Genomic DNA, 12427 nt, shown 5'->3' with positions numbered 1-12427 from the left:
CCGGTAGAAAACGCAGCGGAGGGCGGTGCTCATCATCAGGCCGAGGCCTGTTTTCGCAGGCGATGCGCCGCTTCGAGCAGCAACTGCCCGGTGGCTTCGAACCCAAGGCAGGCATCGGTAACCGAAACACCGTATCGAAGCGACTCGCTCAACGGTTGGCATCCTTCAAACAGGTGTGACTCAAGCATCATGCCGATCAGCGAACGATCGCCCTGCAAGCGCTGCTCCAGCACATCGTTGAACACGCCCGGCTGGCGGAGCGGGTCCTTGCCACTGTTGGCATGGCTGCAATCAACCATGATCCGGCTCGGGATTTTCAGGCGATTCAGTTCGGCGTTGATTCGGGAAACGCTTTCACGGTCGTAGTTCGGCCCTTGGTGACCACCACGCAACACCAGATGGGTGTCCGGATTGCCCGGTGTCTGGATGATTGCCGGGTGACCCTGGCTGTCGACGCCGAAGTGGCGATGGGGATGAGCTGCCGAGCGCATTGCATCGACGGCAATGGCGACGCCCCCATCGGTTCCATTCTTGAAGCCGACCGGCATGCCAAGTCCGCTGGCCATTTCACGATGGATTTGTGATTCGGTGGTACGGGCGCCAATGGCGACCCAGCTCAGTAAGTCGTCGAAGTATCCGGCAGCCATGGGCTGTAGCAGTTCTGTAGCAATCGGGAGCCCGAGGCGGATAATTTCCAGCATCAATTCGCGCGATAGCGTCAGGCCGGCCGCCATGTCGTCGCTGCCATTCAGATGAGGATCGTAGGCAAGTCCTTTCCAGCCGACGGTGGTGCGAGGTTTTTCGACGTAGGCACGCATCACCAGCAGCATGTCATCACGGACTTCGCTGGACAGTTGCGCCAGCTTCGCTGCGTATTCGAGTGCTGATTTTGGGTCGTGAATCGAGCAGGGGCCGACAATCACCAGCAAACGCGGGTCATGGCCATCAAGAATCGCACGAACCGCCTGGCGGTGGGCGATGACTTGCTGGTTCAGCGCATTGCTCAGCGGCAATTGCTGTTTGAGTTGCAGCGCACTCGGCAGACGCAGGGTCAATGCTTCGTTGGCCGGGTTCAGGGTGGACAGTGGCAGGGCAGAAACGGACGAGTTCATATTCGGTTTTCCTGGGCGGAGGGCGGGTGCTTCCCGCTCACTCGGCCCTACTGGAGTGTTCGACAATTGGCCGGATTGGCTACGTGTGTTGGCTTGCCACCTGTGGGTGACCGATCGGAGGCGGCAGGCTGTCCCGAGCGGAGGCTGGTAAATCGCCAAGCGGTAAAACTGTCGTAACGGTAATAAGTGGCGTAGTTCATTGGCTGAATCCTCAAAGTGTCTGGTGTATTGCTGAAAAAAGTTCGGGCCTGAAAAAACAAAACCCCCGGTCGGGAGGCCGACCGGGGGTTGAGAAATCTCTGGTAGGCGACCCGTTGAAGTGGGCGCCGTGTTGGGTATCAGGCGCGCCAGTGGCTAAACCAATACCCAAAATAAAAGCTTGCTGGAGCAGTACAGGCGCCATTCACCCGGGCAGCCGCAACCGAGCGCAAGGCGCTGGCGGTACGAAGCTGTGAAAGGGTGTCGAACATGAGCTGTCTCCAATGAGTGCGCCGAGCTTACTAGAGGCTGTTGCGCGTCAGCAATCAGAAAATGCTATCGAACGTGCAAGAGGGCTTCTATGGGGTGAGCGCCCGCCAAGGTGTGACACACTCTGCTTTCTGAGCTTGGGCTCAAGGAAGGGGCATGAATTTGAATAAGATCGAGGCAGAAATGAGTTTTCAGTTGCGCCAGGCAACGTCCGCCGACCTGTCGTTTGTACGAGAGCTGACTTGCCGAAACATGCTTCGGTACTACATTCACTATGACTTGCTGTGGCAGGACGAGGCGTTCGATGTCGCCTGGGCAGGGCGCGAAAACTGGTTGATCCTTCGCGAAGGCGAATTGACGGGGTATGTCAGTCTCAGTCGTGATGCTCGGGCCGTGTATATCCGCGAATTGCAGATCGTCGAAAGCGCTCAAGGCCAGGGCGCGGGATCCTGGGCGATCGATCAGGTTAGTGCGATGGCCCGGCTGGAGCGCAGGCCGGCGCTGCGCCTGACGGTGTTCAAAAACAATCCGGCGCAAAACCTTTATCGAAGAAAAGGAATGTTGGTGCAGGGCGAGGACGAGTGTTTCCTGCGAATGCAGCTCGATTTGAGTACACCTGTGCTCTGAAACCCACGGCCGGCAAGCCCCCGATGAAGAATTGAAACTTTTTATATGTCGCTTGCCGCTAGGTCTGCCCGGCACTTTTTGCTAAGGTGTCCGGCATCCCAATAAGACCATATCGCGAGGTGTCTGCTTGATTAGGGTGCTAGTGGTCGACGACCATGATCTCGTTCGTACAGGCATTACACGTATGCTGGCCGACATCGATGGCCTGCAGGTAGTGGGCCAGGCCGAGTCCGGGGAAGAATCCCTCATCAAGGCTCGTGAGTTGAAGCCCGACGTGGTGCTGATGGACGTCAAGATGCCGGGTATCGGCGGCCTGGAAGCCACGCGCAAACTGTTGCGCAGTCATCCCGACATCAAAGTGGTCGCGGTCACCGTGTGTGAGGAAGACCCGTTTCCTACACGGTTGCTGCAGGCCGGTGCGGCGGGTTATCTGACCAAGGGCGCCGGACTGCCGGAAATGGTTCAGGCCATACGCCTGGTGTTTGCCGGCCAGCGCTATATCAGTCCGCAAATTGCCCAGCAACTCGCCATAAAATCCTTTCAGCCGACCAACGATTCACCATTCGATGCGTTGTCCGAGCGGGAAATCCAGATTGCGCTGATGATTGTCGGCTGTCAGAAGGTTCAGATCATTTCCGACAAGTTATGCCTGTCGCCGAAAACCGTGAATACCTACCGTTACCGCATTTTCGAGAAGCTCTCGATCAGCAGCGATGTCGAGCTGACGCTTCTGGCAGTTCGTCACGGCATGGTTGATGCCAGCCTCTGATCATGACTGAAACCTTCGATTCAGGCGCCTTTCTGTCAACCGTCAGCGGGCGTCCCGGCGTGTATCGCATGTTCGACAGCGATGCGCGTCTGCTGTATGTCGGCAAGGCGAAGAACCTCAAAAAACGTCTGGCCAGCTACTTCCGCAAGACCGGCCTTGCGCCGAAAACCGCAGCACTGGTCGGGCGCATCGCCCAGGTCGAAACCACCATCACGTCCAACGAGACAGAGGCGTTGCTGCTTGAGCAAACCCTGATCAAGGAGTGGCGGCCGCCTTACAACATCCTGCTGCGCGACGACAAATCCTATCCCTATGTCTTTTTGTCTGACGGGCAATTTCCGCGCCTGAGCATTCATCGCGGGGCCAAGAAGGCCAAGGGCAAGTATTTCGGTCCCTATCCGAGTGCCGGGGCTATTCGCGAAAGCCTCAGCCTTTTGCAGAAGACTTTTTTCGTGCGTCAGTGCGAGGACAGTTACTACAAGAACCGGACCCGTCCGTGCCTGCAATATCAGATCAAGCGTTGCAAGGCGCCTTGTGTCGGACTCGTCGAGCCTGAGGTTTACGCCGAGGACGTGCGTCACTCGGTAATGTTCCTCGAAGGGCGCAGCCACGCATTGACCAATGAGTTGTCGACGGCGATGGAAGAGGCTGCGATCAATCTCGAGTTCGAGCGTGCCGCCGAACTGCGCGACCAGATTGCGCTACTACGCCGGGTGCAGGATCAACAAAGCATGGAAGGCGGAACGGGCGACATTGATGTGATCGCCGCGTTCGTCAATCCTGGCGGTGCCTGTGTTCATCTGATCAGCGTGCGGGGAGGGCGGGTGCTTGGCAGCAAGAATTTCTTCCCCCAGGTCGGGATCGAAGAGGACGTTGCCGAAGTCATGGCGGCGTTTCTGGGGCAATACTTCATCAGCAGCCCGGAACGCGACTTGCCGAGCGAGCTGATCGTCAACGTCGTGCATGACGACTTTCCTGCACTGATCGAGGCCATTCAGGCGCTGCGCGGACGTGAGTTGAGCATCAGTCATCGGGTGCGTGGCACCCGGGCGCGCTGGCAGCAACTGGCCGTGACCAATGCCGAACAGGCACTGGGTGCGCGGCTGGCCAATCGTCAGCACGTTGCCGCACGTTTCGAAGCGTTGGCAGAAGTGTTGAACCTCGACGAGCCACCGCAACGGCTGGAATGCTATGACATCAGCCACTCCAGCGGTGAAGCCACAGTTGCGTCCTGCGTGGTATTCGGCCCTGAAGGGGCGATCAAGTCGGATTATCGCCGCTACAACATCGAAGGCGTGACGGCCGGCGACGATTACGCCGCCATGCATCAGGCCCTGACCCGACGTTTCAGCAAGCTGAAGGAAGGTGAGGGCAAGTTGCCGGATATTCTGCTGGTGGACGGCGGCAAGGGGCAATTGTCGATGGCGCGTGATGTGCTCAACGAACTGGCTGTTCCGGATCTGATCCTGCTGGGGGTCGCCAAGGGGGCTACCCGCAAGGCGGGATTCGAGACTTTGTATCTGAATGATGCAGCAAACGAGTTCACCTTGCGGGGTGATTCGCCGGCGCTCCATCTGATTCAGCAGATTCGCGACGAGGCCCACCGCTTTGCAATCACCGGCCACCGTGCACGGCGCGGCAAGACCCGCCGTACGTCAACGCTGGAGGGTGTAGCGGGCGTTGGGCCAACCCGGCGTCGGGACTTGTTGAAACATTTTGGTGGATTGCAGGAGCTGTCTCGTGCAAGCATCGAAGAGATCGCCAAAGCACCGGGGATCAGCAAAAAGCTAGCAGAGTCGATTTATGCAAACCTGCATAGTGAGTAGAATGCCCATTCACCTCGTAGCCAGTTGTGCCGATGAATATCCCTAATCTGATTACCGTTCTCCGCGTCCTGCTTATCCCGATCTTCATTCTGCTGTTCTACCTGCCTTACCAATGGAGCTATATGGCCTCAAGTTCGGTATTCGCCTTTGCGGCGGCAACGGACTGGCTGGATGGCTATCTGGCGCGACGTCTGGAGCAAAGCACGCCGTTTGGTGCGTTTCTCGATCCTGTTGCTGACAAACTGATGGTGGCTGTTGCCCTGGTGTTGCTGGTGCAAGAACATGGCAACCTTTGGCTCACTCTGCCGGCCGCTGTCATCATCGGTCGCGAGATCGTTGTCTCGGCGCTGCGTGAGTGGATGGCCGAACTGGGTGCCCGGGCTCATGTAGCCGTGTCGAATCTGGGCAAGTGGAAAACCGCTGCGCAAATGCTCGCACTGGTTATCCTGCTGGCCAACCCAAAGGTTTTCAGTTTCTGGGTTTTCGTTGGTTATGCATTGCTGATGGTGTCGGCAGGCCTGACCCTGTGGTCGATGGTTCAGTACCTTCGCGCTGCCTGGCCACATCTGAAGACCGATGTTGAAAAGAAATAAAACTTTTTTGAATCAAAGGGTTGACGGGGCATCTGGAATCTATAGAATGCGCCACACCAAGCGGGAATAGCTCAGTTGGTAGAGCACGACCTTGCCAAGGTCGGGGTCGCGAGTTCGAGTCTCGTTTCCCGCTCCAATTTGTACAACGTTTGTTGTTGCGCTACTGACAGCAAATGTTTTGAGGCCGAGTAGCAAAATGGTTATGCAGCGGATTGCAAATCCGCCTACGCCGGTTCGATTCCGACCTCGGCCTCCACTATAAACAAGCTCCGTAGATCCATGATTTACGGAGCTTTTTTATTTGCATTGCTCTGAAGGATTTAGTCTTTGAAACGGCAACTGCAAACTTGCTTCACCGGGAAGTGATGTATATATTTCCCCCTCTGCCGCCGACGTGCAGTTCCTGTCAGGACTGTGAATCGTCATCAGAGCAAAGCAACACCGCGCTACCGCCCGAATGGCGAAACTGGTAGACGCATGGGACTTAAAATCCCCCGCTCGTAAGGGCGTGCCGGTTCGATTCCGGCTTCGGGCACCATGAATATCAAGGGCTTGCATGACATACCTCATGCAGGCCCTTTTTTGTGCTCAGACAAACGCCTGCCCGCTAAACCCTCTAGGTAAACGCTGAAGTCCAGCCATTGCAGTCAACCGCTCGATCCACTCCGAGCGCCAGTCAGACGCCGTGTGGGCAACCCTGGAATGGCGCGCCGCGCGCCGCGCCGCGTTGCGCTGGTTTTTCCGCGCATCCTTATAGGCATCGGTATTGCGGCAACTACGGCATTTCACTCGATTGAGTTCGCTGCTGGAGGAGAGGTTGGCGCCCTTGTGCCCGCAAGCCAGATGCCCGTCGACTTTGAAATGAATGACCATGAGACGTCTCCTTGGTGACGTGTAAAGGTTTTGACCTTTCACGACCAGGGGCGTTCTTTCATGCGCCAGCCGAATCGACGAACTATCTGAAGCGTGGCAGCGGCCGGTCGATCGGTTTGAGCGATGACAGGGTGCTTCGAATCAGCGGAGTATCCTTGTCGATATCGTTCAGCCGGTCGCGGATGCGCAGAGCGGTCGGGTGTCCGCCTTGATGATCGACCCAGTCGGCGATCTCTTTGCAGGCTGCCGCGAGACGCGCCTCCCGAGCCTCGAGCAAGGTCAGGAGAGTGGTGATGGACTCTTTTTCGGACATGGAACACCTCCGTTCATTAAATCCGCTCGGTGCCAGCAAAAAGCCCGCCAAGCACGAGCCTTCTGCCGTTGGGGGCGCTGCTCCTTCAGCTGGTTTGAGTATAGACCCGTAAATGACAGCTATCAGCCCGACGACTCGGGGGCGGTCACTCGCGAACTCGCTGCGTTGAGCCGATGGCATTCCTTGCGGGCGTCTTCTTCCTGATCGTAGCCATCGCCGATGAAACCGCCTGTTCGCGTATCGCAGATGCGATACCAGCCCAAGGCTTCGGCGGGTTCATGGAGGCTTTCTCCGGCGCGCCGGCCGTGGATGACAATCTTGTTGCAGCGCTTCACGACGAATATGTCTTCCATGGCTTCACCGCGGCTGATTCGTATCAGATCAACTATAGAAGCCCTGACCAATCGTGCAAAAAATAGGCAAGTCAGTTCGTCGGGTACAGTTGCCAGGCTGATCGGTGCCAGCGCAAGTGATGAGTTGGATTCAACGCCTCAAGGAAATCCTGATCATGGGAAACGGCGACAATGGTGCCTGGAAAAGTCTGCAACGCTCGTTCGAATGCTTCCACCGAAGGCAGATCCAGATGATTGGTCGGCTCATCCAGCAACAATAACTGCGCAGGATCCGTTCGCCACAAGGCCAGCGCCAATGCGGCCTTCAAGCGTTCTCCACCGCTCAATGAGGCGCAGGGCCCAGTGGCGCGGTTCGCATCCAGTTGCAAGTGGGCGAGATAGCTGCGCAGGGTGCCCTCGCTCAGCGCAGCTCCCTGCGTCATCAGCTGCTCGGTGATGGAGCGCTGATCGTCCAGTTGCGCCAATTGCTGATCCAGGAATGCGAAGGGCACATGTGTTGTGGCGATTCCCTCCAAGGGTGCCAGTTCCCCGGCAAGCACCTTCAGCAAGGTTGATTTGCCGCAGCCGTTTGGGCCGCTGACAGCGATCCGCATCGGGCCGTGGATCGCAAGATTGAGGGCATCGCCCGGCAGCCACGGCAATCGGGCCTCAATCAGCGTGCAGATCTGACGGTTGTTGGGCACGGCGCTCCCGGGCAAGTTAATCAGCACGCTGTCCTCGGGTTGCACCTTGGCGTAAGCGTCGCGCACTTGGGCATCCAGCTCGGACTTGCGGTCCTGATGTCCCTGACGGACACGTCCCATGATTTCCCGGGCGGCGCCCTTGATCGCGACGTATTCGAAACTGGCAATGTTGGCGGACTCGGCGTTACGGCGGGAGTTGGCGGCGTGACGCTGTATCGTGTCGTGCTCGCGGCGAAGTCGAATCCGCTCGCGCTGGCGTTCGCTTCTGGCCTGTTCAAGACGTGCTCGCGCTGCGGCTTGATGGATCCGTTGATGCTCGCGAAATGCCGTGTAATTGCCGCCGAATTCGACAGCCCCCGATGCGTTCAACTCGACGATTCGAGACATCCGGTCGAGCAGTTGCCGATCATGGCTGACGACGATCAAACCGGTTTGCCAGCGCTCCAGTGCACTCATCAGCCATTGCCGTCCCGATGCATCCAGATGGTTGGTCGGCTCATCGAGAATCAGCAGCGGAGCCCGGCTTAAAAACGCGCCAATCAGGGCAACGCGCGCTTGCTGGCCGCCACTCAGGTGCGCGGTCAAATCAGTAAAGGCGACGTTGCTCAGTCCGGCGTCATCGAGCAGGCGGCGCAAGCGGTCCGCCAGATCCCATTGTTCGCCAATGAGGTCGAAATCCTCGACTGAGCCGCAGCCCCGGTTCATTCGCTCCAGCGCCTGAAAAATCGCGGCGCTGCCGGTGGTCTCGGCGACCGTCTCGCCGGGTAGCGTGACAAAGGTTTGCGCCACGTAGGTCGTCGCCACGGCGCGCGTTACGCTGCCACTGGTGGGGCGCCAATGTCCGGCAATCAGGCGCGCCAATACGCTTTTGCCCACGCCGTTGCGCCCGACGATGGCAGTCGGGGTGTGATCGAATTTCAGATTGAGTGCAGTGAAAATCGTCTCGCCATTGGCGAACTGAAAACCCAGCTGGTTCAGGGAGACGAGTGCAGGCGTACGCGAGACGTGAGTCATCGGCACCTCCAAAAAATGTTGTGAACACTGACAAGCGCCATGAACGGCGTGTCGCGATTACATTTTTGAAGGCTTAGTTGTTCACTTCTGCGGTCGTCCTGGAAAGGTAGGAGGGCGTAGCCTAGTCGAGACAGCCGAAGGCTTCAAGTCGCGTCAGCCTGTTCGACCATCCGTTCAAGGAACAGCGCCAGCGCGACTTCTTCCTTGCGCAGGCCTTTGCGGATGCGTGGTTTAGGCAGTTCTGCCAGCGCTCCGAGCATGAAATGTTCGACCACCGCCGGGTGGATGTAGCATTTGCGACAGACCGCCGGCGTGTTGCCCAGCTGCCGCGCAACTCCCTTTACCATCTCGACTACATGTCGCTTGGCTTCGGCTTCGGATTCCCATTGCAGCTCCCGCAGAACCGCCAACGCCAGAGCGCTGCCGGCCCAGGTCCGGTAATCCTTGGCGGTGAAGTCCGCCCCGGTCAGGTTTTGCAGGTAGGCGTTGACGTCGGAAGAGCTGACGGTGTGCCGCTCGCCGTTTTCATCCAGATACTGAAACAGGTTCTGCCCCGGTATCTCAAGGCAGCGCTTGATGATTCGCGCCAGGCGCCGGTCCTTCACCGTGATCTGATGCTCGATACCGCTCTTGCCGCGAAACTGGAACAGGATCGCGCTGCCGTTGACCTCGACATGCCGGCTGCGCAGGGTCGTCAGGCCGTAAGAGCGATTGTCCCGCGCGTATTGCGTGTTGCCGACGCGGATCAGCGTGGCGTCGAGCAGCGTGATGACCGTTGCCATGACTTTATCGCGGCTGAAACCGGGCGAGGCCAGCAATGCCTCCAGCTGTTTGCGCAATTTGGGCAGCGCAAGACCGAATTCGCGCAGACGCGAATACTTGTCCGCATCACGCACTTCGCGCCAACGCGGGTGATAGCGATATTGCTTGCGTCCACGAGCGTCGCGACCGGTGGCTTGCAGATGGCCGCGCGGGTCGGCGCAGATCCATACGTCGGTGTAGGCGGGCGGAACGGCCAGCGAGTTGATGCGTTTGATCTCGTCAGAGTCGGTGATGCGCTGGCCTTCGGGGTTGAAATAGGCAAATTTTCCGCGCAGTTTTTTTCGGCTAATACCGGGCTGGGTGTCATCGACGTAATGCAGATCCGAAGGCAATACCTCGGTGAGCGCAGTATCGGGCATGGCGGATTTCCTTCGCGGCAGATCAGGCTGTTAAAGCCATTGACCGCACGCCATGACGGTCGTGCCCGCGGATTTACGCCAGCACCGCGACGGCCTTGATCTGGGCCCACAATGACTGGCCCGGATGCACGCCAAGCTGATCCCGCGAATAGCGAGTGATGCGCGCCAGCAGCGGTGTGCCCCCGGCATCAAGGCGAATGAGTACGTGCGCGGCGTTATCGGCCGGCTGTTCGCTGACGACCGTGACCGGCAGGCGATTGAGGATGCTGCTGAATTCGCTGTTTTGCAGGGTCAGGCTGATGTCGCGCGCATGTACCTTGCAACGCAGTCTCTGGCCCGTCGTCATCGGCGCGTGGGTCACGCGAATGTTCAGTGACGAGTCCGGCAGTTGCAGGGTGAGCAATTGATAGTCGGCATCGTAGCCACTGACCTGGCCTTCGATGATCACGCCGGCGTTACTGTCCATGGCCAGGGGTAGGTCGAGTCGCGCCAGGGTTTCGCCAATCGGGCCGCTGGCCAGCGCTTTGCCGTCGCTGAGCAGCACCAGATGGTCGGCGAGCCTGGCCACTTCGTCCTGCGCGTGGCTGACATACAGGACGGGGATTTCCAGTTCGTCGTGCAGGCGTTGCAGGTAGGGCAGGATTTCGCCTTTGCGCTGACTGTCGAGGGCGGCCAAAGGCTCATCCATCAGCAGCAGTTGGGGGCTGGTCAACAGCGCGCGGGCGATGCCGACACGCTGACGCTCACCGCCGGATAAGTTTTGCGGGTGACGATCGAGCAAGTGGCCGATCCCCAGCAGTTCGGTGGCTTGGGTCATGTCGACCCGGCGCTGCGCCTTGGGAATGCGCTTGAGGCCGAACTGCAGATTGGCCAGCACCGACAGATGCTCAAACAGGCTGGCTTCCTGAAACACATAGCCGAGCGCGCGTTTGTGCGGCGGCACGAAAATGCCTTTTTCGCTGTCCTGCCAGACTTCGCCATTGATGCGGATAAGCGCCTGCGGCGCGCGTTCGAGCCCGGCGATGCAGCGCAGGCATGTGGTCTTGCCCGAGCCGGACTGACCGAACAGCGCCGTCACGCCGCGACCGGGCAGTTGCAGGTCAACATCGAGGCTGAAGCGCGGCCAGGCCAGTTTCAGACGTGCATCAATCATCGATCAGCTCCAGCCCGCGCGGGTCTTGCGGCTGGAATACAGCGCCAGCAACACCAGAAATGAAAACACCAGCATCGCCCCGGCCAGCCAGTGCGCCTGCGCGTACTCCATGGCTTCGACGTGGTCGTAGATTTGTACGGAAACCACCCGGGTCTTGTCAGGAATATTCCCGCCGATCATCAGCACCACGCCGAATTCGCCGACGGTGTGGGCGAAGCCGAGGATTGCTGCAGTGATGAAGCCGGGGCGGGCGAGGGGAAGAATTACGCTGAAAAAGGTGTCCCAGGGATTGGAGCGCAAGGTTGCGGCCACTTCCAGTGGGCGGGTGCCGATCGCAGAGAAGGCGTTTTGCAACGGCTGCACCACGAACGGCATGGAATAGAGCACCGAACCGATCACCAGGCCGGTGAAGCTGAAGGTCAAGGTGCCAAGCCCCAGCCACTGGGTGAACTGGCCAATGAACCCGTTTGGGCCGAGCGCCAGCAACAGATAGAAACCGATCACCGTCGGTGGCAGCACCAGCGGCAACGCAACAATCGCGCCGATGGGGCCGCGCAGCCAGGAACGGCTGCGTGACAACCACAGGGCGATCGGCGTGCCGACGACCAGCAGGATCGCGGTGGTCAGAGACGCCAGTTTCAGGGTCAGCCAGATCGCCGCGAAATCGGCACTCGTCAGCGCCATTTACAGCTGGTAACCGTAGGACTTGATGACAGCAGCGGCTTTCGGGCCTTTGAGGTAATCAACCAGCGCCTTGGCAGCGGCGTTGTCTTTGCCTTTGTTGAGGATCACTGCGTCTTGCTTGATCGGGTCGTGCATGCTCGCCGGAACGATCCACGCCGAACCGCTGCTGACCTTGCCATCCTTGTAGATCTGCGACAGCGCGACGAAGCCCAGCTCGGCGTTGCCGGTGGATACGAACTGGTAGGCCTGGGTGATGTTCTGACCTTCGACGATCTTGGCTTTGGTGGCGTCGGTCAGTTTCAGCTTTTCCAGCACCTGAGTGGCGGCCAGACCATAAGGGGCGGCTTTCGGGTTGGCGATGGACAGGTGCTGGTACTGGTTTTTCTTCAGGACGTCGCCTTTGGCGTCGACGTAACCTTCCTTGGCCGACCACAGTGCCAGGGTGCCGATGGCGTAGGTGAAGCGCGAACCTTTGACGGTGTCGCCTTCTTTCTCGAGTTTTTCAGGGGTGGTGTCATCGGCCGAGAGGAACACTTCGAACGGTGCGCCGTTTTTGATCTGGGTATAGAACTGGCCGGTGGCGCCATACGCAGCGACCAGTTTGTGCCCGGTGTCTTTTTCGAAATCGGCGGCAATCGCCTGGATCGGTGCGGTGAAGTTGGCCGCGACAGCGACTTGCACTTCATCGGCCTGTGCCGCGCCGATGGCGAATAACGCGAGCAGGGCAGGGGCAAAACGTGAGGCACGATTGATCATGTAACGGCTCCGTGGGTGGCAA

Annotated in this window: 13 protein-coding genes and 3 tRNA genes; 7 read left to right on the top strand and 9 right to left on the bottom strand. The window is 58.9% G+C overall.

All coding sequences use genetic code 11. The features are described 5' to 3' along the window. Window positions 1-35: 35 nt before the first annotated feature. Window positions 36-1112 carry a 3-deoxy-7-phosphoheptulonate synthase gene (locus tag CAF77_RS06165; protein ID WP_064381367.1) on the bottom strand — a complete coding sequence of 359 codons (1077 nt, stop codon included), beginning with the start codon at window positions 1110-1112 and terminating at the stop codon, window positions 36-38. Between the two features lie 651 nt (window positions 1113-1763). On the opposite strand from CAF77_RS06165, the gene CAF77_RS06160 reads away from it, so the two are divergent. From CAF77_RS06160 to CAF77_RS06130, 7 genes are all read left to right on the top strand, one after another. Further along, window positions 1764-2207: an N-acetyltransferase gene (locus CAF77_RS06160; protein WP_064384091.1), complete on the top strand. Its 444-nt coding sequence runs from the start codon at window positions 1764-1766 to the stop codon at window positions 2205-2207. Between the two features lie 127 nt (window positions 2208-2334). Then, window positions 2335-2976, top strand: coding sequence for a UvrY/SirA/GacA family response regulator transcription factor (gene uvrY, locus CAF77_RS06155; RefSeq protein WP_032829778.1), 642 nt, complete (start codon window positions 2335-2337; stop codon window positions 2974-2976). Between the two features lie 2 nt (window positions 2977-2978). Next, a complete protein-coding gene (uvrC, locus tag CAF77_RS06150; protein WP_064381369.1) occupies window positions 2979-4802 on the top strand; it encodes an excinuclease ABC subunit UvrC in 1824 nt (607 codons plus the stop codon). Between the two features lie 32 nt (window positions 4803-4834). Next, the gene (gene pgsA / locus CAF77_RS06145) at window positions 4835-5395 is read left to right on the top strand and encodes a CDP-diacylglycerol--glycerol-3-phosphate 3-phosphatidyltransferase (RefSeq protein ID WP_064381371.1); all 561 of its coding nucleotides are present in this window, start codon (window positions 4835-4837) and stop codon (window positions 5393-5395) included. Window positions 5396-5455: 60 nt separating this feature from the next. Next, window positions 5456-5531, top strand: a tRNA-Gly gene (locus CAF77_RS06140). A 46-nt stretch (window positions 5532-5577) separates the two neighbouring features. Beyond that, window positions 5578-5651 (top strand) — tRNA-Cys (locus CAF77_RS06135). A gap of 195 nt (window positions 5652-5846) precedes the next feature. Further along, window positions 5847-5933: transfer RNA gene (locus CAF77_RS06130), tRNA-Leu, on the top strand. A 50-nt stretch (window positions 5934-5983) separates the two neighbouring features. Here CAF77_RS06130 and CAF77_RS06125 read toward each other — a convergent pair. From CAF77_RS06125 to modA, 8 genes are all read right to left on the bottom strand, one after another. Beyond that, window positions 5984-6268 carry a hypothetical protein gene (locus CAF77_RS06125; protein ID WP_064381373.1) on the bottom strand — a complete coding sequence of 95 codons (285 nt, stop codon included), beginning with the start codon at window positions 6266-6268 and terminating at the stop codon, window positions 5984-5986. An 82-nt stretch (window positions 6269-6350) separates the two neighbouring features. Further along, the gene (locus CAF77_RS06120) at window positions 6351-6581 is read right to left on the bottom strand and encodes a hypothetical protein (protein ID WP_039768768.1); all 231 of its coding nucleotides are present in this window, start codon (window positions 6579-6581) and stop codon (window positions 6351-6353) included. A gap of 122 nt (window positions 6582-6703) precedes the next feature. Continuing rightward, complete coding sequence (locus tag CAF77_RS06115) at window positions 6704-6934, bottom strand: hypothetical protein (protein ID WP_084776956.1); 231 nt, start codon at window positions 6932-6934, stop codon at window positions 6704-6706. A 71-nt stretch (window positions 6935-7005) separates the two neighbouring features. Then, the gene (locus CAF77_RS06110; protein ID WP_064381377.1) at window positions 7006-8631 is read right to left on the bottom strand and encodes an ABC-F family ATP-binding cassette domain-containing protein; all 1626 of its coding nucleotides are present in this window, start codon (window positions 8629-8631) and stop codon (window positions 7006-7008) included. Between the two features lie 143 nt (window positions 8632-8774). Then, the gene (locus tag CAF77_RS06105; RefSeq protein WP_064381380.1) at window positions 8775-9812 is read right to left on the bottom strand and encodes a DNA topoisomerase IB; all 1038 of its coding nucleotides are present in this window, start codon (window positions 9810-9812) and stop codon (window positions 8775-8777) included. Window positions 9813-9885: 73 nt separating this feature from the next. Further along, window positions 9886-10965 (bottom strand): molybdenum ABC transporter ATP-binding protein, encoded by a 1080-nt coding sequence (modC, locus tag CAF77_RS06100; protein WP_064381382.1) that lies wholly within the window; start codon window positions 10963-10965, stop codon window positions 9886-9888. Between the two features lie 3 nt (window positions 10966-10968). Next, window positions 10969-11649 carry a molybdate ABC transporter permease subunit gene (gene modB, locus CAF77_RS06095; RefSeq protein ID WP_064381383.1) on the bottom strand — a complete coding sequence of 227 codons (681 nt, stop codon included), beginning with the start codon at window positions 11647-11649 and terminating at the stop codon, window positions 10969-10971. Continuing rightward, complete coding sequence (gene modA / locus CAF77_RS06090; protein ID WP_064381385.1) at window positions 11650-12405, bottom strand: molybdate ABC transporter substrate-binding protein; 756 nt, start codon at window positions 12403-12405, stop codon at window positions 11650-11652. Between the last annotated feature and the right edge of the window lie 22 nt (window positions 12406-12427).

This window comes from Pseudomonas sp. R15(2017) (assembly GCF_002112685.1).
Taxonomy (GTDB): Bacteria; Pseudomonadota; Gammaproteobacteria; order Pseudomonadales; family Pseudomonadaceae; genus Aquipseudomonas; species Aquipseudomonas glycinae.
Note: the sequence above shows the minus strand (reverse complement) of the source record. Positions and strands in the feature narration are given on the sequence as shown.

Excerpts from the sequence above, each read along its gene's own strand:
- CAF77_RS06120 (WP_039768768.1), bottom strand. The coding sequence starts at position 6,581 with ATGTCCGAAAAAGAGTCCATCACCACTCTCCTGACCTTGCTCGAGGCT.
- pgsA (WP_064381371.1), top strand. The coding sequence starts at position 4,835 with ATGAATATCCCTAATCTGATTACCGTTCTCCGCGTCCTGCTTATCCCG.
- CAF77_RS06115 (WP_084776956.1), bottom strand. The coding sequence starts at position 6,934 with ATGGAAGACATATTCGTCGTGAAGCGCTGCAACAAGATTGTCATCCAC.
- modB (WP_064381383.1), bottom strand. The coding sequence starts at position 11,649 with ATGGCGCTGACGAGTGCCGATTTCGCGGCGATCTGGCTGACCCTGAAA.
- modA (WP_064381385.1), bottom strand. The coding sequence starts at position 12,405 with ATGATCAATCGTGCCTCACGTTTTGCCCCTGCCCTGCTCGCGTTATTC.
- modC (WP_064381382.1), bottom strand. The coding sequence starts at position 10,965 with ATGATTGATGCACGTCTGAAACTGGCCTGGCCGCGCTTCAGCCTCGAT.
- CAF77_RS06125 (WP_064381373.1), bottom strand. The coding sequence starts at position 6,268 with ATGGTCATTCATTTCAAAGTCGACGGGCATCTGGCTTGCGGGCACAAG.
- CAF77_RS06160 (WP_064384091.1), top strand. The coding sequence starts at position 1,764 with ATGAGTTTTCAGTTGCGCCAGGCAACGTCCGCCGACCTGTCGTTTGTA.
- CAF77_RS06165 (WP_064381367.1), bottom strand. The coding sequence starts at position 1,112 with ATGAACTCGTCCGTTTCTGCCCTGCCACTGTCCACCCTGAACCCGGCC.
- uvrC (WP_064381369.1), top strand. The coding sequence starts at position 2,979 with ATGACTGAAACCTTCGATTCAGGCGCCTTTCTGTCAACCGTCAGCGGG.
- CAF77_RS06105 (WP_064381380.1), bottom strand. The coding sequence starts at position 9,812 with ATGCCCGATACTGCGCTCACCGAGGTATTGCCTTCGGATCTGCATTAC.
- CAF77_RS06110 (WP_064381377.1), bottom strand. The coding sequence starts at position 8,631 with ATGACTCACGTCTCGCGTACGCCTGCACTCGTCTCCCTGAACCAGCTG.